The following is a 24,804-nucleotide window of genomic DNA, read 5'->3' on the forward strand; positions in this document are numbered from 1 at the left end:
CATGACCGACACCCTCAAGTCCACCCTCCAGCACGACCTCCACGACGCCATGCGCGCCCGTGAGACGGTCACGATCAGCACGCTGCGCATGGCGCTGACGGCGATCAGCAACGAGGAGGTGGCCGGGACCTCCGCCCGTGAGCTCAGCGACGCGGAGACCCTCAAGGTGCTGGCCAAGGAGGCCAAGAAGCGCAAGGAGTCGGCGACCGCCTACCGCGAGGCCAACCGTCCTGAGCTCGCCGAGCGTGAGGAGGCCGAGCTCGTGGTGCTCCAGGCCTACCTGCCCGAGCAGCTGGGCGATGACGAGCTCACCGCGATCGTCGACCGGGCGGTGGCGCAGGTCGGGGCCACCTCGATGGCCCAGATGGGGCAGGTGATGAAGCTGGCCCAGGCCGAGGCTGCCGGTCGGGCTGACGGCGGCGCGCTCGCGGCCAAGGTCAAGGCACGCCTGGCCGGCTGAGCCCGATGACATGACCGAGGCGGTGCCCCTCCGTGGAGGGGCACCGCCTCAGTCATGTCCGACGTCAGTTCTTCGTGTCGGTCTTCTTCGGTTTCGGTGGGTCTGCCGTCTTCCTCGTCGCCTTGGGACTGGACGTCTTCGACGTCGGCTTGGGGCTCGTCGTCCTCGAGGACGTCTTGGACGTCGTCTTCGGAGCCGACGTGGTGCTCGGCTGGGGGACCGGCGCCTGCGTCGTGGTCGGCGCCGGCGGCGGCGTGTACGGCGGAGGCGTGTAGGGCGGTGGCGTGTACGGCGGGACTCCGCTGGAGACGTACATCGTCACCCTGCTGCCCTTGAGTGCCTGACCGCTGGGCTCGGTGTAGGCGACCGCGCCGGCCTGCGCGTTGCTCGGGACCTGGCTGCCCTCAGTGGCCTTGAAGCCGGCCTTCTCGATCTTCTCCTTGGCCTGCGTCGGGCCCATGCCGGTGACGTCCGGGATGCTCCTCAGGTCGCCGTTGACGACCTTGCTGCTCGGCTTGGTGAACTTCTTCTTCGCCATGCCCTTGGACGCGTCGTTCATGATGTCGCTCCAGATCGGGGCGGCGAGGGTGCCACCGAAGACCTGGGAGTAGTAGCGACCACCGAGGGTGATCCCGTCCATGTCGTACTCACGGATCGGGGAGCCGACCCAGATCGCGGTCGAGAGCTGCGGGGTGTAGCCGGCGAACCAGGACTGCTTGTGGTTGTCGGTGGTTCCCGTCTTGCCCGCGGCCTGGCGGCCACCGTCGAGCTCGTTGCCGGCTGCGGTGCCACCCGACTCAAGAGGGCCGAGGAGCAGCTGGGTGACGCCTCGGGCGACGTTCTTGTCGATGACCTGCTTGCACGGCGGCGTCTTGATCTTCATCTTCTTGCCGTTGGCCGTGGTGATCGACTCGATCGGGTTGGGCGGGCAGAACTTGCCGTCGGCCGCGAGCGTGGCGTACGAGGACGCGAGCTGAAGGGGGGAGGTCGAGTCGGAGCCGAGGACCAGGTTGGAGATGGCGTAGTCGCCCTTGACCTTCTTGCCGTTGGCGTAGCTGAGGCCGTACGGCAGCCCGTAGCCGTCCGTGAGCCCCATCTTGGACATGACCTTGGGGATGTTGCACGAGCCCACGTCCGAGGCCAGCTGGGCGAAGGCGGTGTTGATGGACTTCTTGGTCATCTCGGCCAGGGTCATCGTGCCGCCGACCTGGTAGTCGTTGGAGACGCGCCACGGGCCGGTGGTGGTGCACTTGGACTGGAACTCGTCCGACGAGAAGGCGTGGGGGTTCTTCACGCCTGCCGGGGGTGCGTTGACCGTCGACTTGAGGGGCTTGCCCTTCTCGAGCGCAGCGACGAGCGCGTACATCTTCGCCGTCGACCCGATGGCGAAGCCATTGGTGCCGCCGTACTGGGCCGGCACGCTCCATGCCTGCTCGGAGTAACTGGTCGAGGCCTTCTTCAGCCCCACCTTGTAGGTCGAGGTCTGGGCGATGGCCCGCACCTTGCCGGTGCCGGGCTCGACCAGAGCGCCCGCGGCGCCGAACTTCTCGGTGCCGCTGGGCACCCGCTGGGTGAGCTCCTCCTTGAGGTCCTTCTGCCAGTCACGCCGCAGGGTGGTCTTGATCCGCAGGCCTCCCGTGTTGACGGCGAGCATACGGGCGTCGGGGTCGGGGCCCAGCTCCGGCATCTGACGCAGGTACTGGACGACGTAGTTGCAGAAGTAGGGGTCGGCCGCCTTGGAGCAGGTGCCGCCCTCGTTCTTCTTGATCTTGAGCATGCTCTCGACGCTCTTGGACTTCGCGGCGTCCGCCTGCTCAGGGGTGATCATCCCCAGCTGCTGCATCCGGTCGAGGACGACGTCGCGGCGCTTCTGGACCTCTTCGGGGTTGGTGCGCATGTTCAGACGGCTCGGCGACTGCACCACGCCCGCGAGGGTGGCCGACTCGCCGATCGTCAGCTCCTTGGCGGGCTTGCTGAAGAAGTGGTTGGCCGCGGCCTCGACGCCGTACGCCTGGTCGCCGTAGAGCGCGAGGTTGAGGTACCCACCGAGGATCTGGTCCTTGGTGTGCGTCTTCTCGACGTTGAGCGCGTACTTCAGCTCCTGCAGCTTGCGGCTGTAGGTCTGCTCGGTGGCCGCGCGGACCGCTGCCTGGTCGTCCTCGCGCACCGCCTTCTCCTGCAGCATGAGCTTGACGTACTGCTGGGTGATCGAGGATCCACCCTGGGTCTGGCCGCTGGAGGCGTTGGAGACGAGGGCCCGCAGGGTGCCCCGGACGTCGATGCCACCGTGCTCGTAGAAGCGGCTGTCCTCGATGGCCATCTGCGCCTTGCGCATCCACGGCGAGACCTTGCTCAGCGGGACGACGATGCGGTTGGCGTCGTAGGGCGTCGCCAGCAGCTTGCCGTCCGCGGAGTAGATCTTCGACTGCTGGGCGAGCGGGTTGGCGGTGAACTCGTCGTCCAGCTCGTTGAAGCTCTTCGCGGTCGACTGGGCGGCTCCGCCCGTCGCGCCGGCGAGGGGGATGGCGATGCCGGCACCCACGAGTCCGATCCCGACGGCGACGGCCACGAAGGCTCCGAGCAGTCGGAAGAGGTGCGGCATCCGGGAGTCAGACATGCGCAACAGGGTAACTGCGGAACCTGTGCAAGGACGGCAGCCCGCGCGGACGTGTGGTCAGCGACCTGCGAGGGCCTCGCCGATCTCGCGCAGGCCCTCGAGGTCATGGATGTCGACTGCGTGCGCGGGGACCGTACCGAGCGGCACGCCCGGGTGGGACGTGCGGAAGCGGGTGATGACGCCGCGATGACGAGCGGCGGTCTCGGCGACCTCGACGTGCACCGTGAGCAGTGCGGCGGCGAGGTCGTGGCCACCCATCTCCTCGAGCTGCGCCGCGGCGTCCTCGGCCCGACCCGGTCCCATCTGCTTGGCGGCGGCCACGTGGACCCTGTTGATGAGGACTCCGGCCAGGGGCATCCGGTCGCTGGCCAGACGCTCGATGAAGAAGCCGGCCTCGCGCATGGCGTCTCGTTCGGGAGCCGCGACCACGACGAAGGCGGTCTCGGGACGGGAGAGCAGGGCGTAGGTCTGGTCCGCGCGCTGACGGAAGCCACCGAACATCGTGTCCATGGCGGCGACGAAGGTCTGGACATCCCGCAGGAAGTCGCCTCCGAGGAGCTTCGTCATGACGCCGCTCGCCAGGGAGACCCCGGCGCTGAAGACCTTGAGGGAGGCCCGGCCCCCGACCTTCGCCGGGGCGGTGAGGAGGCGGATGAAGCGGCCGTCGAGGAAGGAACCGAGGCGCTTCGGGGCGTCGAGGAAGTCCAGCGCTGACCGCGACGGCGGGGTGTCGACGACGATGAGGTCCCAGTCCCGGGACCCGTCGGCCATCAGCCCGCGCAGCTGTCCGAGCTTTTCCATCGCCATGTACTCCTGCGTCCCGGCGAAGGAGCTGGAGACGGCGATGTAGAAGGGGTTGGCAAGGATCTGCGCGGCCTTGTCCGGCGCAGCGTGCGCCTCGACGACCTCGTCGAAGGTGCGCTTCATGTCGAGCATCATCGCGTCGAGGGAACCTCCGGCCGACGTGTCGAGGCCGGTCACGGGACGCGGTGTGTTGTCGAGCTCCTCCAGTCCGAGGGACTGCGCCAGCCGGCGCGCCGGGTCGATCGTGAGCACGACCACCCGTCGTCCGTGCTCGGCGGCCCGTACTGCGAGGGCCGCGGCCGTGGTCGTCTTGCCGACTCCACCGGAGCCACAGCAGACGACGATCCGTCGCTCGTGGTCGGTGACGACGGTGTCCAGGTCGAGGACCGGGGTCTGCTGGGGGACCATCACAGGCCTTCCTGCTCGGCGAGCACGTCAGCGAGGAGTCCGAGCTCGCCGGACTCCACCCCGTCGCTGAGGTGGGGGAGTGCGTGGACGGGGACGTCGAGAGCCTGCAGGATCGCGTGCTGCTCGGCCTGGAGCCGGGCGCGCTCCACGTGGTCGGCGCCCTCCTGCAGCAGCCCCCCGACGAGCGCCGGTCCGGTCTTGATGCCGACAGCCGTCAGCGCTGCCTCGAGCGCCTCGTGGACCCGCGGGTCCTGATCGGCCACTGCTGCGGCGTCGTCGTGGGTCAGGATCGGTTGGCGCACACCGTTGGCGATGACCGACCCGACACGAAGGGAGAGGGTCCCCAGCTCGTCGATCGCATCGAGGGTCTCCTGCACCGGCATCTCCTCCAGGAGGGTGACGAGGTGGATCGCGGTCGCCGGGCTCTGCAGCAGGCGGGTGATCGAGTCGGCCTGGTTGCGCACCGGCCCCACCTTGGCGACGTCCGAGACCTCGGCGTTGACGTTGAGGAACCGGCCGATCCGGCCGGTGGGAGGTGCGTCGAGGACCACGGAGTCGAAGACGGGGCGCTTCTTGGCCCCCTTCGTCACCCGCCCGACAGCCTCGTAGACCCGTCCGATGAGCAGGACGTCGCGGACGCCCGGCGCGATTGTCGTCGCGAAGTCGACGGCCCCCACCCTCTCGAGGATCGATCCGGCCCGGCCGAGCTTGTAGAACTTCTGGAGGTACTCCAGCAGTGCCGTCTTGGCGTCGACGGACAGGCCGACGACCTCGCCGCCCGACGGATCGGTCACGAGGGTGCGTTCCTCGGTGCCGAGCGGGGCGACGTCGAGGACCTGGGCTAGGCCTTGCCGCCCCTCGACCTCGGCGAGCAGGACTCGCTGTCCGCGCGCAGCGAGGGCCAGGGCCATGGCCGTGGCCACAGTGGTCTTGCCCGTGCCGCCCTTGCCGGTGACGACGTGCAGGCGGACGGGGGAGTCAGAGGGGCCGGTCACGCTCCCCACCCTACGAGTAGGGTGCCGACATGACCCAGTGGGAATACGTCACCGTGCCGCTCATCGTCCACGCCACCAAGCAGATCCTCGACCAGTGGGGAGAGGACGGCTGGGAGCTCGTCCAGGTGCTGCAGGGCGACGGAGGCAACCTCGTGGCCTACCTCAAGCGTCCCAAGGGCGCCTGATGGGGCGCATCGACGACCGGCTCGTCGAGCTGTCCATGACCCTGACCGAGCCGGCAGCCCCCGCAGGGGCATACGTCCCGGCGATCGTCGACGGCAACCACGTCCTGACCTCCGGCCAGCTGCCGATCGTCGACGGGGCCCTGCCCACGACCGGCCACGTCGGTTCCGAGGTGGACCCCGAGCAGGCCAAGGCGCTGGCCCGGGTCTGCGCGATCAACGCGCTCGCCGCGATCCGGTCCGCGATCGGCGACCTCGACAAGGTCGAGCAGGTCGTCAAGGTGGTCGGCTTCGTCTCCAGCGCACCCGACTTCACCGGCCAGCCCGGTGTCATCAACGGCGCGAGCGAGCTGCTCGGCGAGGTCTTCGGCACGGCCGGGGAGCACGCGCGCTCTGCCGTGGGCGTCGCTGCCCTGCCGCTCGGCGCCCCCGTCGAGGTCGAGGTCACGGTTCGGATCCGCGACTGATGGCACAGCGGGACTTCCTCCTCGGCTCCATGCGTGAGGCGCTCCTGGGACTGGACGGGGAGCGCCCGGCCTCGGCCGAGCCCGCACCCACCAAGCTGGCCTCGACCGTCATGCTCGTGCGTGACGACGAGGGCCCGCTCGAGGTCTTCATGCTCCGGCGGGTCTCCTCGATGGCCTTCGCGCCGTCGATGCACGTCTTCCCCGGAGGTGGCGTGGACCGGCGCGACGCCGAGGACGAGGTGCCGTGGGCCGGGCCATCCGTCGAGGAGTGGGCCGAGACCTTGGACACCGACGAGGCCAGCGCCCGGATGCTCGTCGCGGCCGCGGTGCGCGAGATCTTCGAGGAGACCGGTGTCCTGCTCGCCTCTCCCGTCTCCGACGAGAGCCAGGCCCCCGAGCTCGACCGTGACGTCGCCGCCGACCTGAGGGCTCGGCTCGTCGCGCACGAGATCGGCTTCGGCCAGGTCCTCCTGGAGCATCACCTCGTCCTGCGCAGCGACCTGCTGCGGTACCGGGCGCACTGGATCACTCCCGAGGTCGAGCCGCGCCGCTACGACACCCGCTTCTTCATCGCGGCGGTTCCCGAGGGCCAGGACCCCGACGGTGACACAAGCGAGGCCGACCACTGCGAGTGGCTGCGTCCCGACGCCGCCGTCGGCGCCTTCGAGGACGGCGACCTCATGCTCATGCCGCCGACGCTCGTCTGCCTCGAGCAGCTCGCCGAGGTGAGCACCGTGAGCGCCGCACTTGCCCAGGCCATCGCGATCGTCCCGGTCATGCCCCAGCTCGTGCAGACCGAGGCCGGCCCGGCCATGCGGGCACAGCTGCCGTGAGCGCGGTGGTCGCCCCCGAGCCGTCGGCTCCCTTCGGGCAGTGGGCGGGAGGTCAGGCGAGCGAGCACGCGTACTGCCTCCTCCAGGGCAACCCGGGACCCATGACACTCGACGGGACCAACACCTGGGTCCTCATGACGCCCGGGGGCACCGAGGCGATCGTGATCGACCCGGGCGAGGACGAGGCCGCGCACCAGCAGCGGGTCGTCGAGCACGTGACCGGGCTCGGGGCGCGGGTCACCCGGATCGTGCTCACCCACGGGCACCTCGACCACAGCGAGGGCGCACCGCGACTGGCGCGACTGACCGGGGCCCCGGTGCAGGCCGTGGGGCGCGGCCACGACGACCTCGGCGACGGTGACGTCCTGACCGCCGGTGAGCTCGACGTGCGCGTCGTGGCCACCCCGGGACACACCTCGGACTCCATCTCCTTCGCGCTCGCCGCAGACCACGCCCTCCTCACCGGCGACACCGTCCTCGGTCGCGGCACGACGATGGTCGCCCACCCCGACGGGGAGCTGGCGGCCTACCTCGACTCGCTCGAGCGCATCAAGGCGCTCACCGGTGACGGCGAGGTCGCCGCCATCCTGCCCGGCCACGGGCCCACCGTCCCCGATGCTGGCGCCATGGTCGACTTCTACCGGGTGCACCGTCGTGAGCGACTCGAGCAGGTCCGCGCGGCGATGGCTGACGGCGCGGCTGACGCCGACGCCGTGGTCGCGACCGTCTACGCAGACGTCGACCGGTCGGTGTGGCCGGCCGCGAAGCTGTCCGTGCTGGCTCAGATGCGGTACCTCGACGCCTGACCCGGTCTGCACTGTCGCCGGCACTCCATCGCTGCCCCTGCCTTCGCCGGGGACGACGAAGGCCCCGGACCGTGTGGTCCGGGGCCTTCGGTGCGTCTGGTGTCAGCGGGCGCGGCGCTGGAGGCGCTCGACGTCGGTGAGCAGGACCGCGCGGGCCTCGAGGCGAAGCCATCCGCGGGAGGCGAAGTCGGCCAGGGCCTTGTTGACCGTCTCGCGGGAGGCGCCGACCAGCTGGGCGAGCTCCTCCTGGGTGAGGTCGTGGGCGACCATCACCCCGTCCTCGACAGGGCGGCCGAAGCGTTGGCTCAGCTCGAGCAGGGCCTTGGCGACGCGTCCCGGGACATCGGTGAAGACGAGGTCCGCCAGGTTTTCGTTGGTACGGCGCAGGCGGCGCGCGAGAGCCGACAGGAGCGTGCCGGCGATACGCGGGTGGGCTCCGAGCAGCTGGCTCAGCTGCTCGTTGCCCAGGCCGATGAGCTGCGTCTCGGCGACAGCCGTCGCGGTGGCGGTGCGCGCCCCCGGGTCGAAGAGGCTCAGCTCGCCGAGCATCTCGGAGGGGCCGAGGATCGCCAGCAGGTTCTCCCTGCCGTCGGTGGAGGAACGACCAAGCTTGATCTTGCCCTCCGTGATCACGTAGAGGCGATCACCTTGGTCGCCCTCGTTGAAGAGGACGTCCCCGCGCTCCATGCGCACAGGGGTCATCGTCGCCATCACCTCAGCGGCGTCGGCGTCGTCAAGGGTCGCGAAGAGCGGGGCGCGGCGTACGACATCGAGGTTCACAGTGGGCAGTGTGCCACGTGACCCGAGTCGAGGGGGGCCTAGGCTGCGGGGGTGTCTGTCGTGCGCGAGGAGTCCCCGCTGGCCCTGACCCGTCGTGCCCGGCGGATGTACCGCACGCTGCACGAGCGGTATCCCTACGCTCACTGCGAGCTCGACTTCGACAGCCCGCTGCAGCTGCTGGTCGCCACGGTCCTGTCCGCGCAGACCACGGACGTGACGGTCAACAAGGTGACGCCGACCCTCTTCGCCAGGTGGCCCACGGCGGCCGACCTCGCCGGCGCGGACCGGACCGAGATGGAGGAGGTCCTGCGTCCGACCGGCTTCTTCCGGGCCAAGACCAACTCCGTCATCAAGCTCGGTATCGCCCTCGTGGAGGACCACGACGGGGAGGTCCCGCCCCGGCTGAAGGATCTGGTCAAGCTCCCGGGAGTGGGTCGTAAGACGGCGAATGTGGTGCTGGGCAATGCCTTCGGCGTCCCGGGGATCACGGTGGACACCCACTTCGGTCGGCTGGCCCGCCGGATGGGGTGGACCGAGGAGGAGGACCCGGTCAAGGTCGAGCACGCCGTCGGCGAGCTCGTCCCGCGCCGGGACTGGACGATGCTCAGCCACGTGCTGATCTTCCACGGCAGGCGCACCTGCCATGCCCGGCGACCGGCGTGCGGCGCCTGCCCCGTGGCGCAGTGGTGCCCCTCCTACGGCATCGGTGAGACCGATCCGGACAAGGCCGCGAAGCTGCTGAAGTACGAGCTGGCCCCCGGTGTCCTGACCCCCGCTGCGCAGCCTGCGACGGAGGACTCGTGAGCACGCCAGAGGTCCCGCCCGAGTGGCTGCTCGCGGCGGAGTCGTCCCTGCGCGCCGACCTGCCGGGATGGTTCACGCAGTTCGCACCACCGGCTGGTGCGCCACGTCGGTCCGCGGTGCTCATGCTCGTCGCTGCGGGGGAGATGGGGCACGACATCGTGCTCACCGAGCGCTCCGGCAGCCTGCGCAGCCACGCCAGCCAGGTCTCCTTCCCCGGAGGCAGGCTCGACCCGGGGGAGACCGCAGTCGAGGCGGCCCTGCGGGAGACGTGGGAGGAGGTCGGTGCGGAGCCGGCAGGTATCGACATCGTCGGGTCCTTCCCGGACCTCTGGCTCGGTCCGAGCGAGAACGCCGTGACCCCGGTCCTCGGGTGGTGGCGCGAGCCGGGGACCTTGCGCGTCGTCGACCCCGGGGAGGTCGCCCGGGTCGAGCGGATCCCGGTCGCCGACCTCGTGGATCCCGCCAACCGGTTCATGGTCAAGGGCCCCAGCGGCTTCACCGGCCCGGGCTTCGAGGTGGCCGACCTCTTCGTGTGGGGCTTCACGGCACAGCTGCTCAGCGTGCTGCTGGACGCCGCTGGCCTGAGCCAGCCGTGGGACGAAGGAGTGCGCCGTCGTCTGCCGTGGCGCTTTGTCCGTCAGTACCTCACCGGGACGGGTGGGCGACGGCCAACCAGGCGATGAGCGCCGAGCTGACCGCCTCGGGGGCCTCCTCGGGGAGGAAGTGGCCCACACCCGGGATGTCGGTCAACGTCATCGCTGCATCGACGAAGCGACGGCTCTCCTGACCCATGACCGGCAGCGAGGTCGGGTCCTGCTCGCCCTGCAGGTGCAGGACCGGGGTGTCGATGCTCGCGCCGACCCGGTGCAGGTAGCGGACCCCGGTAGGGGTGAGCCGGCACCGGTAGAACCACCGGTGGTACTCCGCGGCAGCCTGCCCGGCGAAGGGGACGGCCATCGCCTCGGTGTAGCGGTCGGCGGTCTCGGCGGTGATCCAGCCGTGATCCGGTCCCGACCAGGCCCGCAGGCGTCGGGTGACGGTCAGCGCCTGGCGTTCGGAGGCGAAGGGGGCCTGCATAGCCCGGAGGTACTGGTTGGCGCGCCACTGCAGGGGGTGGCGCCACATCGCCCGGTGGAAGATCGCGGGGTGCGGCATCCCGATCGGGGCGATGGCGGTGGTGACCGCCGGCTGGTGGGTCGGCATGCTCCACGTGATCCACGCGCCGAGGCCCAGACCGACGATCGCGGCGTCGTCGGCGCCCAGGCTGCGGATGATGGCCGCGAGGTCGTCGCAGGCCGTCGGTGCGTCGTACCCGGTTGGGGGCTTGTCGCTCGCGCCGAAGCCTCTCAGGTCGACGGCGGCAACTCGATAGCCCGCAGACGCCAGCGCGGGGATCTGGTGGCGCCAGGCCCACCAGAACTGCGGGTAGCCGTGGACGAGGACCACCAGCGGACCGCTGCCGGCGAGTGCCACGTGGAAGCGGGCGCCGTTCGCCGAGACGAATCGGTGCTCCCACGGGCCCTCGACGAGAGCGGCCGCGGCGTCGGGCGGGTTCAGCTGCGCGGCTTGATGGCGGCGACCGTCTCCTGCGCGTTGCGGATCGCCTTCTGCGGGACGGTGTTGGCCTTGGCCTTCTTCAGCGCCTTGAGGCCGAGGAGACCGGCGATGGCTGCGATGACGAAGAGCAGCACCGTGATGATGAGGTAGCCCGCCCACATGGGAAGCCAGATCGCGATGACCTGGGCCAGGGTGTGGAAGAGGAAGATCAGCCCGAGCAGGGCGACGAAGCCGGCGGCGCCGAGGAGGCCCGCGCCCTTGCCACCGAAGGACAGGCCCTTGGTGACCTCGGACTTGGCGAGCTGGATCTCGCTCTGGACCAGGGCCGAGATGTCGTGCGACGCGTCGGCGACGAGCTGGCCGACAGAGCGCTCGGTCTCGCCCGGAGCGGGCTGACCGACGAGACGCCGGGCGGCGGGGTCGGTGCTGGCGGTGCGGGCGTGATCGTTGCTCATGCTGCTCCTGGTCGATGCGTGTGTCGTGCGCCCCACGTGATGGCGCGCGGTTCTCGTCGTCACCCTACCCACGAGTCCCCCCGTCTGCGGGTACGCCGGGCCTGCGGAGGCGGTGCCGCCGGGATGGCCAAGGGAGGGTGAACCCGGGCAGAAGAGACCGTGAACCTTCCTCGGATCGCACCCATGTGGACTGCGCGCGGCCGTCGTGGGCGCCACCATCAGGGTATGAGCTATGGCGAGGAGACGACTCCTCTGGCGATCGGCCATCGAGGTGGCGCGGGGTTGGCCCCCGAGAACACCTTGGCGGCCTTCTCGCTGTCGACCGCACTCGGCCTGAGGTACCTCGAGAGCGATGTGAAGCTCACTGCCGACGGTCAGCTGGTCTGCTTCCACGACGAGCTCCTCGACCGTTGCACGACCGGGACAGGGCGGCTGGGGGAGCACACCCTCGCGCAGCTGCGACAGAAGGTCCGGGTCGGTGGGGTCGAGCCGATCCCCACGCTGGAGGAGGCGCTCGCCACCTTCCCGGATGCCTGCTTCACCGTGGACCTGAAGGACCGGGCAGCGATAGCACCGATGGCTCGGCTGCTGCAGCGTCGCGACTACGCCGAGCGAGTGTGTGTCGCTGGCGCGTGGGACGGCTGGCTGCAGCACCTGGCCTCCCAGGTCCCACACGTGCGCACGGCCCTCGGCTGGCGTTCCTTGGTGGCCCTGATCTCCGCCGCCAAGGCAGGGGTGCCACCGCCGGCCTCGGTGGTGCGGGGTCGATTCGCCCATGTGCCCATCCAGCTCGGCCGGCTGCGCACCCACTCACCGGCGCTCGTGCGCAGGGCCCATCGACTCGGGGTCCGCGTGATCGTGTGGACGGTGGATGACCCCCTGCAGATGCACGAGCTGCTCGACATGGGGGTGGACGGGATCATCACCGACCGGCCGGATCGTCTTCGGTCGGTGTTGATCAGCCGCGGGATATGGACACCCATGGGGGGCGGTGGCCTCGTGCCGGGGGACGTCGGGGGCGGAGCCATCAGGCGCTGAGCCGGCCACGAGGCCCGAGAACCCGGGCCGGACCCTCCTCATCCACGGGTGGTTGAGGAGGCGATTTGGCGTCCGGGACTGACGTGACCTAATGTTCTCGATGTCAGCCCGAGAGGGAGGAACGGACACCAAGTGGCAGCCCTTGCTGGGTTGCACCAAGTAGGCCGGTCCCGCCGAGTTGATTCCCTTCTGAGAGTTCGTTCTTGGCATTTCGGTGCCGCTGGAGCGGGTTTTGGGGCACTGCGGCTTGGCTGCTAGTGTGGGAGATCGCCGCAGGGTGTTGATGCGTTTCTTGGCCTCGCCAGGTTGGGAAGCGAGTTTGACTCTGTAGCGATCACGGTAGTAAGTTGGAGAAGTTGCCCCTGAAGCGGGTCACCGAGAGCTTGACGGTGGTCGTGGTGGGTGTGCGTGTGAATCTTGAGAACTCAACAGCGTGTCAAAAATCGATGCCAATACCTCGTTTTGGCTGATTGTGCCTGGTCCCGTTCGGGGTTGGGTGTGGTTGGTTGAAGTGAAATTTTTTTCCTTTGGTTGAACGAGAATCAAACAGCAGTTTTTGCTGGTTGTTCTTACTCGGTCATGGATACAGCCCTTTGTTGGGTAATGGATTGCCCCTTCGAGGCCCTTGCGGGTCTTGGGGGTGTTGATCATCAACGGAGAGTTTGATCCTGGCTCAGGACGAACGCTGGCGGCGTGCTTAACACATGCAAGTCGAACGGTGAAGCTCCAGCTTGCTGGAGTGGATCAGTGGCGAACGGGTGAGTAACACGTGAGCAACCTGCCCCAAACTCTGGAATAAGCGCTGGAAACGGCGTCTAATACTGGATACGAGACCAACCTGCATGGGTATGGTTTGGAAAGTTTTTCGGTTTGGGATGGGCTCGCGGCCTATCAGCTTGTTGGTGAGGTAATGGCTCACCAAGGCGACGACGGGTAGCCGGCCTGAGAGGGCGACCGGCCACACTGGGACTGAGACACGGCCCAGACTCCTACGGGAGGCAGCAGTGGGGAATATTGCACAATGGGCGAAAGCCTGATGCAGCGACGCCGCGTGAGGGATGACGGCCTTCGGGTTGTAAACCTCTTTCAGCAGGGAAGAAGCGAAAGTGACGGTACCTGCAGAAGAAGCACCGGCTAACTACGTGCCAGCAGCCGCGGTAATACGTAGGGTGCGAGCGTTGTCCGGAATTATTGGGCGTAAAGAGCTTGTAGGCGGTTTGTCGCGTCTGCTGTGAAAATCCGGGGCTCAACCCCGGACTTGCAGTGGGTACGGGCAGACTAGAGTGTGGTAGGGGAGACTGGAATTCCTGGTGTAGCGGTGAAATGCGCAGATATCAGGAGGAACACCGATGGCGAAGGCAGGTCTCTGGGCCACTACTGACGCTGAGAAGCGAAAGCATGGGGAGCGAACAGGATTAGATACCCTGGTAGTCCATGCCGTAAACGTTGGGAACTAGGTGTGGGTCTCATTCCACGAGATCCGTGCCGCAGCTAACGCATTAAGTTCCCCGCCTGGGGAGTACGGCCGCAAGGCTAAAACTCAAAGGAATTGACGGGGGCCCGCACAAGCGGCGGAGCATGCGGATTAATTCGATGCAACGCGAAGAACCTTACCAAGGCTTGACATATACCGGAAACTTCCAGAGATGGTTGCCCCTTTTAGGTCGGTATACAGGTGGTGCATGGTTGTCGTCAGCTCGTGTCGTGAGATGTTGGGTTAAGTCCCGCAACGAGCGCAACCCTCGTTCTATGTTGCCAGCACGTAATGGTGGGGACTCATGGAAGACTGCCGGGGTCAACTCGGAGGAAGGTGGGGATGACGTCAAATCATCATGCCCCTTATGTCTTGGGCTTCACGCATGCTACAATGGCCGGTACAAAGGGCTGCGATACCGCAAGGTGGAGCGAATCCCAAAAAACCGGTCTCAGTTCGGATTGGGGTCTGCAACTCGACCCCATGAAGTCGGAGTCGCTAGTAATCGCAGATCAGCAACGCTGCGGTGAATACGTTCCCGGGCCTTGTACACACCGCCCGTCAAGTCACGAAAGTCGGTAACACCCGAAGCCGGTGGCCCAACCCTTGTGGGGGGAGCCGTCGAAGGTGGGACTGGCGATTGGGACTAAGTCGTAACAAGGTAGCCGTACCGGAAGGTGCGGCTGGATCACCTCCTTTCTAAGGAGCACTGGCCGCGATTGTGGTCCAGAGCCTGGTTTGTCTCCGTTCGAGGGACACCAGGTGCTCGGGTGGAACATCGATTATTTGACGCTCTCAACTGTTCGTGAGGCAAGTACCTGCACCTTCTGGGTGTGGTGGAACGTTGATCGATTGGGTTGGGGGTGTCTGACACGTTGTTGGGTCCTGAGGGTTCACGCGAGTGAAGCTTCAAGGCCGGCCCGTAAGGGTTGGTTGTGGGCCTTGCCTGGTGGCGTACCGCATCACTGTTGTGGTGTTGGCGTCATCGTGTGGTGAGGTGCCTCCCGTATTTTGAGAACTACACAGTGGACGCGAGCATCTTTGTGGCTCAAGTTTTTAAGGGCGCACGGTGGATGCCTTGGCACCAGGAACCGAAGAAGGACGTAGGAATCTGCGATAAGCCACGGGGAGTCGATAACCAGACTGTGATCCGTGGATTTCCGAATGGGGAAACCCGGCTGGAGGCAAGTCCAGTCACTCCTGCCTGAATATATAGGGCAGGTAGAGGGAACGCGGGGAAGTGAAACATCTCAGTACCCGCAGGAAGAGAAAACAACAGTGATTCCGTGAGTATTGGCGAGAGAAAGCGGATGAGGCCAAACCGGATGTGTGTGATAGCTGTCAGGCGTTGCATGTTCGGGGTTGTGGGAGCTTTTTCACGGGACTGACATTTCGTGGTGGAGTAAGAAATTCATGTCATAGTCGAAGGGTCTTGAATGGCCCGGCACAGAGGGTGGAACCCCCGTAGACGAAATGGTGTGGACTCCATGGAAGATTTCCCAAGTAGCACGGGGCTCGAGAAATCCCGTGTGAATCTGGCGGGACCACCCGCTAAGCCTAAATATTCCCTGGTGACCGATAGCGGACAAGTACCGTGAGGGAAAGGTGAAAAGTACCCCGAGAGGGGAGTGAAATAGATCCTGAAACCGTGCGCTTACAATCCGTCGGAGCCTCCTTGTGGGGTGACGGCGTGCCTTTTGAAGAATGAGCCTGCGAGTTAGTGCTCAGTGGCAAGGTTAACCCGTGTGGGGAAGCCGTAGCGAAAGCGAGTCCGAACAGGGCGATTGAGTCGCTGGGTCTAGACCCGAAGCGGAGTGATCTACCCATGGCCAGGTTGAAGCGACGGTAAGACGTCGTGGAGGACCGAACCCACTTAGGTTGAAAACTGAGGGGATGAGCTGTGGGTAGGGGTGAAAGGCCAATCAAACTCCGTGATAGCTGGTTCTCCCCGAAATGCATTTAGGTGCAGCGTCACGTGTTTCTTACCGGAGGTAGAGCTACTGGATAGCTAATGGGCCTCACCAGGTTACTGACGTTAGCCAAACTCCGAATGCCGGTAAGTGAGAGCGTGGCAGTGAGACTGCGGGGGATAAGCTCCGTAGTCGAGAGGGAAACAGCCCAGATCATCAGCTAAGGTCCCTAAGCGTGTGCTAAGTGGAAAAGGATGTGGAGTTGCCGTGACAACCAGGAGGTTGGCTTAGAAGCAGCCACCCTTTAAAGAGTGCGTAATAGCTCACTGGTCAAGTGATTCCGCGCCGACAATGTAGCGGGGCTCAAGCACACCACCGAAGCTATGGCATTGACACACTGCTCGGCATCTTTTGGTGTCCAGGCGTGTTGATGGGTAGGGGAGCGTCGTGTGGCGAGTGAAGCGGCGGAGTGATCCAGTCGTGGATGCCACACGAGTGAGAATGCAGGCATGAGTAGCGAAAGACGGGTGAGAAACCCGTCCGCCGAATATCCAAGGGTTCCAGGGTCAAGCTAATCTGCCCTGGGTAAGTCGGGACCTAAGGCGAGGCCGACAGGCGTAGTCGATGGACATCCGGTTGATATTCCGGAACCGGCGAAGAACCGCCCATGATGAATCCAGTGATGCTAAACGCCTGAATCTTGCCGTAGAGACCCTTCGGGGTTTCGCTGGTGAGTGGAACGCGTGACCCGATCTGGTAGTAGTCAAGCAATGGGGAGACGCAGGAAGGTAGCCTCCGCGTGGCGATGGTTGTCCACGTCCAAGGGTGTAGGGAGTCAGGTAGGCAAATCCGCCTGGCACATATCCTGAGACCTGATAGTGACCGCTTTTAGCGGGAAGCAGGGTGATCCTATGCTGCCGAGAAAATCCTCTAGCGAGGTTCTAGCCGCCCGTACCCCAAACCGACTCAGGTGGATAAGTAGAGAATACTAAGGCGATCGAGTGAATCGTGGTTAAGGAACTCGGCAAAATGCCCCCGTAACTTCGGGAGAAGGGGGGCCCGGATTCTGAAGCCCTTTACGGGATAGGAAGATGGGCCGCAGAGACCAGGGAGAAGCGACTGTTTACTAAAAACACAGGTCCGTGCGAAGTCGCAAGACGATGTATACGGACTGACGCCTGCCCGGTGCTGGAAGGTTAAGAGGACCGGTTAGCTCTTTGAGCGAAGCTGAGAATTTAAGCCCCAGTAAACGGCGGTGGTAACTATAACCATCCTAAGGTAGCGAAATTCCTTGTCGGGTAAGTTCCGACCTGCACGAATGGCGTAACGACTTCTCCACTGTCTCAACCGCGAACTCGGCGAAATTGCATTACGAGTAAAGATGCTCGTTACGCGCAGCAGGACGGAAAGACCCCGGGACCTTCACTATAGCTTGGTAGTGGTGATCGGGACGGCTTGTGTAGGATAGGTGGGAGACTGTGAAGCATGCACGCCAGTGTGTGTGGAGTCAACGTTGAAATACCACTCTGGTCGTTCTGGTTATCTAACCTCGGTCCGTGATCCGGATCAGGGACATTGCCTGGTGGGTAGTTTAACTGGGGCGGTTGCCTCCTAAAATGTAACGGAGGCGCTCAAAGGTTCCCTCAGCCTGGTTGGCAATCAGGTGGCGAGTGCAAGTGTACAAGGGAGCTTGACTGCGAGACTGACACGTCGAGCAGGGACGAAAGTCGGAACTAGTGACCCGACGGTGGCTTGTGGAAGCGCCGTCGCTCAACGGATAAAAGGTACCCCGGGGATAACAGGCTGATCTTCCCCAAGAGTCCATATCGACGGGATGGTTTGGCACCTCGATGTCGGCTCGTCGCATCCTGGGGGTGGAGTATCTCCCAAGGGTTGGGCTGTTCGCCCATTAAAGCGGCACGCGAGCTGGGTTTAGAACGTCGTGAGACAGTTCGGTCCCTATCCGCTGTGCGCGTAGGAAACTTGAGAGAGGCTGACCCTAGTACGAGAGGACCGGGTTGGACGAACCTCTGGTGTGTGAGTTGTTCTGCCAAGGGCACCGCTCATTAGCTACGTTCGGAAGTGATAACCGCTGAAAGCATCTAAGCGGGAAGCATGTCTCAAGATGAGGTTTCCATGGAGCTTTGCTCCGAGAGGCTCCCAGTAGACTACTGGGTTGATAGGCCAGATGTGGAAGTGCAGTAATGCATGGAGCTGACTGGTACTAATAAGCCGATAACTTGATACACACACAACTTTGTTGCGTAACAAAAGAATGACTCGCGTCCACTGTGCAGTTCCCGAGATACGGTCGGGAACACCCACGTAACTCCATAGAGTTTCGGCTGTCATAGCGAGGGGGAAACGCCCGGTCCCATTTCGAACCCGGAAGCTAAGCCCCTCAGCGCCGATGGTACTGCACTGGGAACGGTGTGGGAGAGTAGGACGCAGCCGGACAACCATTGAGCCGAGAGCCCCCAACGAGTCGTTGGGGGCTCTCGCGCGTTCCAGCACGTATGGGAATGCAACGCCTGGTCATCTGGAATGCACACGAAGAGGGGCCCACCGGATATCCGGTGGGCCCCTGTTCGTGCGTCGTCGTGAGGTCAGTCCTCGGCCGGCGTGTTCATCCCGTCCTGGATGAGGGACATGACCGACGAGTCGGCGAGGGTGGTGACGTCGCCGATCTCCCTGTTCTCCGCGACGTCCTTGAGCAGACGGCGCATGATCTTGCCCGAGCGGGTCTTGGGCAGCTCGTCGACGACCATGATCGAGCGAGGCTTGGCGATCGGGCCGATCTGCTGTCCCACGTGGTTGCGCAGCTCCTGGACCAGGTCATCGCCCGTCGTGCCGCCGGCCTCGCCGTCCTGACGAAGGATCACGAAGGCGACGACAGCCTGACCGGTCGTCTCGTCGGAGGCGCCCACCACGGCTGCCTCGGCCACCCGGGGGTGGGAGACCAGGGCCGACTCGATCTCGGCTGTGGACAGCCGGTGACCGGAGACGTTCATGACGTCGTCGACGCGGCCGAGGATCCAGATGTTGCCCTTGTCGTCGTACTTGGCGCCGTCACCGGCGAAGTAGTACTCGGGACCGAAGCGGCTCCAGTAGGTCTCCTTGTACCGCTCCGGATCGCCCCAGATACCGCGGAGCATGGCTGGCCAGGGCTTGGTGAGCACGAGATAGCCCACCTGCTCGGGCTCGGTGAGCGGCTGGCCCTCGTCGTCGAGGATCTCGGCGGCGATGCCGGGGATCGGCTTCTGCGAGCTGCCGGGCTCGAGGTCGGTGACGCCGGGCAGGGGGGAGTTCATGATGGCTCCCGTCTCGGTCTGCCACCACGTGTCGACGATGGGAGCGCTCCCGCCACCGATGTGCTCGCGGTACCAGCGCCAGGCCTCCGGGTTGATCGGCTCACCCACCGAGCCGAGGACCCTCAGCGAGCTGAGGTCGAACTTGGCCGGGATGTCGGCTCCCCACTTCATGAAGGTGCGGATCGCCGTCGGTGCGGTGTAGAGGATGGAGACCTTGTACTTCTCGACGATCTCCCAGAAGATCCCCTGGTGCGGGCTGTCGGGAGTCCCCTCGAAGAGCACCTGGGTCGCGCCGTTGGCGAGCGGCCCGTAGACGATGTAGCTGTGGCCCGTCACCCAGCCGATGTCGGCGGTGCACCAGTAGACGTCGCTCTCCGGGTGCAGGTCGTGCACGACGGCGTTGGTGTAGGCGGTCTGGACCAGGTAGCCGCCCGTCGTGTGCAGGATGCCCTTGGGCTTGCCGGTGGTCCCTGACGTGTAGAGGATGAAGAGCGGGTGCTCGCTGTCGTGTGGCTGTGCCTCGTGCTGATCCGATGCCGAGTCGACGACGTCGTGCCACCACACGTCACGCTCGTCGTCCCACGCCACGTCGATGCCCGTGCGCTGCACGACGAGGACCTTGCTCGCGGTCGTGCCTTCCACGGCCTGGTCGACGGCGGTCTTGAGCGGCATCGCCTTGCCCTTGCGGAACTGGCCGTCACTCGTGATGACGAGCTTGGCCTCGCCGTCCTCGATCCGCGCCTTGAGCGCGTCGGAGGAGAAGCCGCCGAAGACGACGGAGTGAGGCGCGCCGATGCGCGCACAGGCGAGCATCGCGACGACGGCCTCGGGGATCATCGGCATGTAGATGGCCACGCGGTCGCCCTTGGCCACGCCGAGTGCCTCGATGGCGTTGGCCGCCTTGCAGACCTCGCTGAGCAGGTCGGAGTAGGTGATGGAGCGGTCGTCGCCGTTGGCGGCGACCGCGTGGATCGCCACCCGGTCACCGTTGCCGGCCTCGACGTGCCGGTCGACGCAGTTGTAGGCAGCGTTGAGCTGTCCACCGCCGAACCACGTGGCGAAGGGAGCATCGCTCCAGTCGAGCGTGGTGTCGAAGTCGGTGCTCCAGGTGACATACTCCCTGGCCCGAGCGGCCCAGAAGGCCTCGTGGTCGGCAGCGGCCTCGTCGTAGAGCTCGGCCTTGCCGATCGCCTGCTCGGTGAACGCGGGGCTGGGCGCGTAGTCCGTCACATGTCCTCCTCATCGAGTGGTCGCGCGTCGTCGCGCGAGCCTGTGTCACCCTCCACCTTTCACCCATGACGGCACGAGCACAACGGCGGGGTCTCGTTTCGTCGCCGGGCGAGGGACGCGGGGCGACGAGCGGTAGCCGCCGGGCGTGGGCACAGTGCACAGCGATGCGGCACCCGGCTCGCTCCGCCGCTGAGCACTCTGATCAGTGACCAGCGGGTCCGTGGTGCGGATCCCCGACTTCTGCGACCGTTGGATGACCACAAGGAGGTGGTTGTCGTGTTCACCGAGGGACAGTTGTACTCACCCGTGACCACCCACGAGGACGGCACCGTCGAGGTGCACCTCGCCGACACGCACCCGGGCCGTGACGATGCGCAGTACCTGCAGCGCCGTGGTGAGATCGCCGGCGCAGCTCTCGCATGGGACCGGGGCAACGTGCCTGTGCCCACCATCGTGTACACGCCGCAGGAGCACGCCGTCTGGAGCCGGGTCAGCCACGAGCTCGCGCCGCTGCACGCCAGGTTCGCCCACCGTGAGTACCTGGAGGCCAAGGAGCGGCTCGGGCTTCCGACAGGGCACGTCCCCCAGCTCGCCGAGGTGAGCGAGCGACTCCTGCCGCTCACCGGCTGGAGCTACGTGTGCGCACCGGGGCTGGTCCCCCTTCGCGACTTCTACGCCGACCTCGGCGGCCGCACCTTCAACTCCACCCAGTACCTGCGCCACGGGGCTGAGCCCCTTTACACACCCGAGCCGGACATCATCCACGAGGTCATCGGGCACGCCAACCAGCTGGCGAGCCCGCGCCTCGCGGCGATCACCGAGGCCGCGGGGCGGGCGTCGCTCCGGCTCGAGACCGACGAGGCGATGAAGCTGGTCGCTGACGTCTTCTGGTTCTCCATCGAGTTCGGCGTCATGTACGACGGCGACGACCTCAAGGCCTACGGCGCGGGGATCCTGTCGAGCTACGGCGAGATCCAGGAGTTCGCCGACATGGAGATCCGCGACCTCGACCTGGCCGACATGGGCACGCTCAACTACGACATCACCGCCTACCAGCCGGTGCTCTTCGCCGCCCGGTCGATGACCCACCTCGAGGACGTCGTCGGAGACTTCTTCGCAACCGTCGACGACGACGCCGCAGCTGCCCTGCGGGTGGAGGCGGGACGTCGGGGGCTGCTGCCTCTGGCCCGGCACTGACGGGCCGTCGGGGTCAGTCCGGGAGTCGGGCCGCGATGCCGGTGACGACGATGTCCAGGCCGGTCTCGAAGTCGCTCGGGGTGCGGTGGGCGGTGACGATCCCCGAGCGGGTCGCGTGGGCGTGCGACTGCTCGTCGTAGGCGTGGCCGTAGACGAAGTGCAGGAGGGTGCGGGCCGCGGTCGGTGCGACGTCGTCGGGCAGCCCCGCGTCGGCCAGCAGGCCGCGCAGCTCGTCGAAGGGAGCCTGCGCGCCCATCCCGAAGGCCCACATGCTCATGACGAGGTCGGCCCCGTCCGGATAGCCGGTCACTGCCGCATGGAGGTCCTGGCAGCGCAGTCGGACCCGCTCCTGCCACGTCGCGTCGTGGCTCGGCGTGCGTGACCCGCGGGCGAGGATCTCGTCGGCGACCGAGCCGAGCAGGGCCTGCTTGTTGGCGTAGTGGTGGTAGAGCGCGCTCTGCTGCACGCCCAGCTCGGACCCGATGGCCCGCATCGTCAGGTCCGGCAGGCCGACCCGGGCGAGGATCGTCAGCGCCGTGTCGACGACCTGCGCGTGCGTGAGGGGGGAGCGGGGGTGGCGCGGGGGTGGCAACACGGGCTCCCTTCGAGGTGGTGGGCGGAGCGGTTTGACCCTACCCGTCACCGCATCTAGCCTGAACCTCGTTCACCAACTGAACGTCGTTCAGTAGATTCGTGGCCGGCAGCCGGTCCGGTCACGACCAGCCCACCGGAGGAAGCCATGACCTCGTACGACCAGCTCGTCGACCGTGTCCTCGCCAGCGCCGATGCCACCGCGCAGGACGCGCTCGCCGTCCTGCGCACACCCGACGACGAGGTGATGGGGCTCGTCGCGGCGATCTCCCGGCTGCGCCGCGAGCACTTCGGCATGACGGTCAAGGTCAACTACCTCGTCAACCTCAGGTCTGGTCTGTGCCCCGAGGACTGCGGGTACTGCTCGCAGGCACTGGGCTCGACGAGCGAGATCCTTCGCTACACCTGGCTCAGCGAGGACGAGGCGCTGGCCCAGGCGCAGGCAGGGCTTCGCGGTGGCGCGACCCGTGTCTGCATGGTCGCCAGCGGTCGTGGCCCGAGCGAGCGTGACATCGACCGCGTCGCCGGGATGGTGGACGCGATCAAGAGCGAGCACCCCCAGGTCGAGGTCTGCGCCTGCCTCGGGCTGCTGAAGGACGGGCAGGCCGAGCGGTTGCGCGAGGCGGGCGTCGACGCCTACAACCACAACATCAACACGGCGGAGTCCCACCACGACTCGATCGTCACCACGCACACCTACGAGGACCGGGTGCGCACGGTGGCCAAGGCGCAGGGCGCCGGGCTGTCCGCCTGCAGCGGCCTCATCGCCGGGCTGGGGGAGAGCGACGAGCAGCTCGTCGAGGCGCTCGTCGCACTGCGCGAGCTGGGCTCGGAGTCGATCCCGATCAACTTCCTCATCCCCTTCGACGGGACCCCCAAGCAGCAGACCTGGGAGCTGTCGCCCCTGCGGTGCATCAAGATCCTCGCGGCCGCGCGGCTGCTCGCCCCGGCCGCCGAGATCCGGATCGCCGCCGGTCGCGAGATGCACCTGCGCAGCCTGCAGGCCACTGGGCTGCACCTGGCCAACTCGATCTTCCTCGGGGACTACCTCACCGCTGAGGGGCAGGCTGCCGACGACGACCTGGCGCTCCTGGCGGACAACGGCTTCGTCGTCCTCGGGTCGCCCGACGACGAGTCCGGGCCCCGGGAGGACCACCCCGTCATCCGTCGCAGGGGAGCGGGCACGCAGACCCCGGCAAACGCCTGACGACACGACGAAGGGAGGAGAGCCGCGGCTCTCCTCCCTTCGCCCTGTCGTGCGGACGATCAGTGGTCGATCACCTCGGCCACACCGTGACCGGTGAGGCTGCGCACCTCCATCTCGGCGTACTTTGCGCGGTTGAACTCCTTGCTCGTGATCGATCCGACCCAGCCGAGGATGAAGCCGAGCGGGATGGAGATCAGGCCGGGGTTGGCCAGCGGGAAGACGGCGAAGTCCGCGCCCGGGATCATCGCGGTCTCGGATCCGGAGACGACCGGCGAGAAGGCGATGAGGACGAGCGCCGAGGCGAGACCGCCGTACATCGACCACAGCGCGCCGCGGGTGTTGAAGCGCTTCCAGAAGAGGCTGTAGAGGATGGTCGGCAGGTTGGCGCTCGCCGCGACGGCGAAGGCCAGGGCCACGAGGAAGGCGATGTTCTGGTCCTTGGCGAGCATGCCGCCGAGGATCGCCACGATGCCGGTGCCCAGGGCCGCGTACCGCGAGACCTTGACCTCCTGCTCCTGGGTGGCCGTGCCGTTCTTGAAGACCTGGTTGTACAGGTCGTGCGCGACGCTGGCGCTGGCCGTGATCGTCAGTCCGGCGACCACCGCGAGGATCGTCGCGAAGGCGATGCCGGAGACGATGCCGAGCAGCCAAGAACCACCGAGCTCGAAGGCGAGCAGCGGGGCAGCGGCATTGGCCTTGCCGGGCGCGTTGGCGATGACGTCCGGGCCGACGAGGGCGCCGGCGCCGTAGCCGATGACGAGCGTCAGGAGGTAGAAGCCACCGATGAGCCAGATGGCCCACTCGACCGACTTGCGGGCCTGCTGGCTCGTGGGGACGGTGTAGAAGCGCTGCAGCACGTGGGGCAGTCCGGCCGTACCGAGGACGAGGGCGAGCGACAGCGAGATGAAGTCGATCTTGGTCGTCAGGGACTTGCCGTACTTCAGGCCCGGCTCGAGGAGCTTCTCCCCGGCCTCGGGGTTCTTGTCGACGGCGGCCTGCATGACGCCGGAGAGGTTCATGCCGAACTTGCCCAGGACCCAGAAGGTCATGATCGCGACGGCGAAGATCAGCATGACGGCCTTGATCATCTGGACCCAGGTCGTGCCCTTCATCCCGCCGATCATCACGTAGGCGACCATGACGATGCCGACCACCGCGATGACGAGGTTCTGCGCCATGGAGCCGTCGACGCCGAGCAGCAGGGAGACCAGGCCACCGGCGCCGGCCATCTGCGCCAGCAGGTAGAAGAAGGAGACCGCGAGGACCGAGCTGGCCGTCGCGATGCGCATCGGGCGCTGCTTGAGGCGGTAGGTGAGCACGTCGGCGAGCGTGAAGCGGCCCGTGTTGCGGAAGAGCTCCGCGACGAGGAGCAGCGCGACGAGCCAGGCGACGAGGAACCCGATCGAGTAGAGGAAGCCGTCATAGCCCTGCAGGGCGATGGCGCCCGCGATACCGAGGAAGCTCGCGGCGGAGAGGTAGTCGCCGGCGATGGCCAGTCCATTTTGCCGGCCGGAGAAGGACGCGCCGCCGGTGTACATCTGGCTGGCGGTCTTGGTGCCGGAGGCGACCTTGATGACGATCGCCAGCGTCACGACGACGAAGACGACGAAGATGGTGATGTTGAGAGCGGGGGACCCGGTCTTGGCCTCTGCGGCGAGGGCGACGAGAGAGCTCATGA

19 protein-coding genes and 3 rRNA genes are annotated in these 24,804 nt (G+C 66.3%); 13 read left to right on the forward strand and 9 right to left on the reverse strand.

Annotation, left to right across the window (positions count from 1 at the left end):
* Position 1 precedes the first annotated feature (1 nt).
* A complete protein-coding gene (locus EXU32_RS01245; RefSeq protein ID WP_130628259.1) occupies positions 2–460 on the forward strand; it encodes a GatB/YqeY domain-containing protein in 459 nt (152 codons plus the stop codon).
* Positions 461–524: 64 nt separating this feature from the next.
* Here EXU32_RS01245 and EXU32_RS01250 read toward each other — a convergent pair whose 3' ends face one another.
* Genes EXU32_RS01250 through EXU32_RS01260 form a run of 3 tightly spaced genes read right to left on the reverse strand, consistent with a single transcriptional unit; the run spans position 525 to position 5,284 of the window.
* Positions 525–3,077 carry a transglycosylase domain-containing protein gene (locus tag EXU32_RS01250; protein ID WP_130628260.1) on the reverse strand — a complete coding sequence of 851 codons (2,553 nt, stop codon included), beginning with the start codon at positions 3,075–3,077 and terminating at the stop codon, positions 525–527.
* A 57-nt stretch (positions 3,078–3,134) separates the two neighbouring features.
* A complete protein-coding gene (locus EXU32_RS01255) occupies positions 3,135–4,289 on the reverse strand; it encodes an ArsA family ATPase (RefSeq protein ID WP_130628261.1) in 1,155 nt (384 codons plus the stop codon).
* Positions 4,289–5,284, reverse strand: a complete 996-nt coding sequence (locus tag EXU32_RS01260) for an ArsA-related P-loop ATPase (RefSeq protein WP_130628262.1) — start codon at positions 5,282–5,284, stop codon at positions 4,289–4,291. The genes EXU32_RS01255 and EXU32_RS01260 overlap by 1 nt, the downstream gene beginning before the upstream one ends.
* A gap of 29 nt (positions 5,285–5,313) precedes the next feature.
* Between EXU32_RS01260 and EXU32_RS01265 the strand changes: the two genes are divergently transcribed.
* From EXU32_RS01265 to EXU32_RS01280, 4 genes are read left to right on the forward strand one after another with little or no spacing between them, the layout of a single operon-like run.
* A complete protein-coding gene (locus EXU32_RS01265) occupies positions 5,314–5,469 on the forward strand; it encodes a DUF4177 domain-containing protein (protein ID WP_130628263.1) in 156 nt (51 codons plus the stop codon).
* Positions 5,469–5,933 (forward strand): RidA family protein, encoded by a 465-nt coding sequence (locus tag EXU32_RS01270; RefSeq protein ID WP_130628264.1) that lies wholly within the window; start codon positions 5,469–5,471, stop codon positions 5,931–5,933. The genes EXU32_RS01265 and EXU32_RS01270 overlap by 1 nt, the downstream gene beginning before the upstream one ends.
* Entirely contained in the window at positions 5,933–6,766 is an 834-nt protein-coding gene (locus tag EXU32_RS01275; protein ID WP_130628265.1) for an NUDIX hydrolase, read from the forward strand. The genes EXU32_RS01270 and EXU32_RS01275 overlap by 1 nt, the downstream gene beginning before the upstream one ends.
* The gene (locus tag EXU32_RS01280; RefSeq protein WP_130628266.1) at positions 6,763–7,572 is read left to right on the forward strand and encodes an MBL fold metallo-hydrolase; all 810 of its coding nucleotides are present in this window, start codon (positions 6,763–6,765) and stop codon (positions 7,570–7,572) included. The genes EXU32_RS01275 and EXU32_RS01280 overlap by 4 nt, the downstream gene beginning before the upstream one ends.
* Before the next feature lie 102 nt (positions 7,573–7,674).
* On the opposite strand, the gene EXU32_RS01285 is transcribed toward EXU32_RS01280, so the two are convergent.
* Positions 7,675–8,352: a Crp/Fnr family transcriptional regulator gene (locus tag EXU32_RS01285; RefSeq protein ID WP_130628267.1), complete on the reverse strand. Its 678-nt coding sequence runs from the start codon at positions 8,350–8,352 to the stop codon at positions 7,675–7,677.
* A 51-nt stretch (positions 8,353–8,403) separates the two neighbouring features.
* On the opposite strand from EXU32_RS01285, the gene nth reads away from it, so the two are divergent.
* Together nth and EXU32_RS01295 are read left to right on the forward strand one after the other, a co-directional pair.
* On the forward strand, positions 8,404–9,156 hold the full coding sequence (gene nth, locus EXU32_RS01290) for an endonuclease III (protein ID WP_130628268.1): 753 nt from the start codon (positions 8,404–8,406) through the stop codon (positions 9,154–9,156).
* Positions 9,153–9,839: an NUDIX hydrolase gene (locus EXU32_RS01295; RefSeq protein ID WP_130628269.1), complete on the forward strand. Its 687-nt coding sequence runs from the start codon at positions 9,153–9,155 to the stop codon at positions 9,837–9,839. Before nth ends, EXU32_RS01295 begins: the two co-directional genes overlap by 4 nt.
* Here the strand turns inward: EXU32_RS01295 and EXU32_RS01300 are convergent.
* Together EXU32_RS01300 and EXU32_RS01305 are read right to left on the reverse strand one after the other, a co-directional pair.
* Complete coding sequence (locus tag EXU32_RS01300; protein WP_242612848.1) at positions 9,802–10,629, reverse strand: alpha/beta fold hydrolase; 828 nt, start codon at positions 10,627–10,629, stop codon at positions 9,802–9,804. The genes EXU32_RS01295 and EXU32_RS01300 overlap by 38 nt on opposite strands.
* Before the next feature lie 80 nt (positions 10,630–10,709).
* Positions 10,710–11,168, reverse strand: coding sequence for a phage holin family protein (locus tag EXU32_RS01305; RefSeq protein WP_130628270.1), 459 nt, complete (start codon positions 11,166–11,168; stop codon positions 10,710–10,712).
* A gap of 225 nt (positions 11,169–11,393) precedes the next feature.
* Between EXU32_RS01305 and EXU32_RS01310 the strand changes: the two genes are divergently transcribed.
* The 4 genes from EXU32_RS01310 to rrf all read left to right on the forward strand — a co-directional run bounded on the left by EXU32_RS01310 (position 11,394) and on the right by rrf (position 18,047).
* Positions 11,394–12,206: a glycerophosphodiester phosphodiesterase family protein gene (locus EXU32_RS01310; protein WP_130628271.1), complete on the forward strand. Its 813-nt coding sequence runs from the start codon at positions 11,394–11,396 to the stop codon at positions 12,204–12,206.
* Positions 12,207–12,856: 650 nt separating this feature from the next.
* Positions 12,857–14,379: ribosomal RNA gene (locus tag EXU32_RS01315) — 16S ribosomal RNA — on the forward strand.
* Between the two features lie 347 nt (positions 14,380–14,726).
* Positions 14,727–17,838: ribosomal RNA gene (locus EXU32_RS01320) — 23S ribosomal RNA — on the forward strand.
* A 92-nt stretch (positions 17,839–17,930) separates the two neighbouring features.
* Positions 17,931–18,047, forward strand: a 5S ribosomal RNA gene (rrf, locus tag EXU32_RS01325).
* Together the 16S, 23S and 5S rRNA genes form the textbook arrangement of a ribosomal RNA operon.
* Positions 18,048–18,196: 149 nt before the next feature.
* Here rrf and acs read toward each other — a convergent pair.
* Positions 18,197–20,131, reverse strand: a complete 1,935-nt coding sequence (acs, locus tag EXU32_RS01330; protein ID WP_130628272.1) for an acetate--CoA ligase — start codon at positions 20,129–20,131, stop codon at positions 18,197–18,199.
* A gap of 276 nt (positions 20,132–20,407) precedes the next feature.
* Here acs and EXU32_RS01335 point away from each other — a divergent pair, with 276 nt between their 5' ends.
* The gene (locus EXU32_RS01335; protein ID WP_130628273.1) at positions 20,408–21,328 is read left to right on the forward strand and encodes a phenylalanine 4-monooxygenase; all 921 of its coding nucleotides are present in this window, start codon (positions 20,408–20,410) and stop codon (positions 21,326–21,328) included.
* Between the two features lie 13 nt (positions 21,329–21,341).
* Here EXU32_RS01335 and EXU32_RS01340 read toward each other — a convergent pair whose 3' ends face one another.
* A complete protein-coding gene (locus EXU32_RS01340) occupies positions 21,342–21,923 on the reverse strand; it encodes a TetR/AcrR family transcriptional regulator C-terminal domain-containing protein (RefSeq protein ID WP_242612849.1) in 582 nt (193 codons plus the stop codon).
* Between the two features lie 144 nt (positions 21,924–22,067).
* Here EXU32_RS01340 and bioB point away from each other — a divergent pair, with 144 nt between their 5' ends.
* Positions 22,068–23,126: a biotin synthase BioB gene (gene bioB, locus EXU32_RS01345; protein WP_130628274.1), complete on the forward strand. Its 1,059-nt coding sequence runs from the start codon at positions 22,068–22,070 to the stop codon at positions 23,124–23,126.
* Between the two features lie 59 nt (positions 23,127–23,185).
* Here bioB and EXU32_RS01350 read toward each other — a convergent pair whose 3' ends face one another.
* The gene (locus EXU32_RS01350) at positions 23,186–24,802 is read right to left on the reverse strand and encodes a solute symporter family protein (RefSeq protein WP_130628275.1); all 1,617 of its coding nucleotides are present in this window, start codon (positions 24,800–24,802) and stop codon (positions 23,186–23,188) included.
* Positions 24,803–24,804: the final 2 nt, after the last annotated feature.

It is taken from the genome of Janibacter limosus, assembly GCF_004295485.1.
GTDB lineage: Bacteria > Actinomycetota > Actinomycetes > Actinomycetales > Dermatophilaceae > Janibacter > Janibacter limosus_A.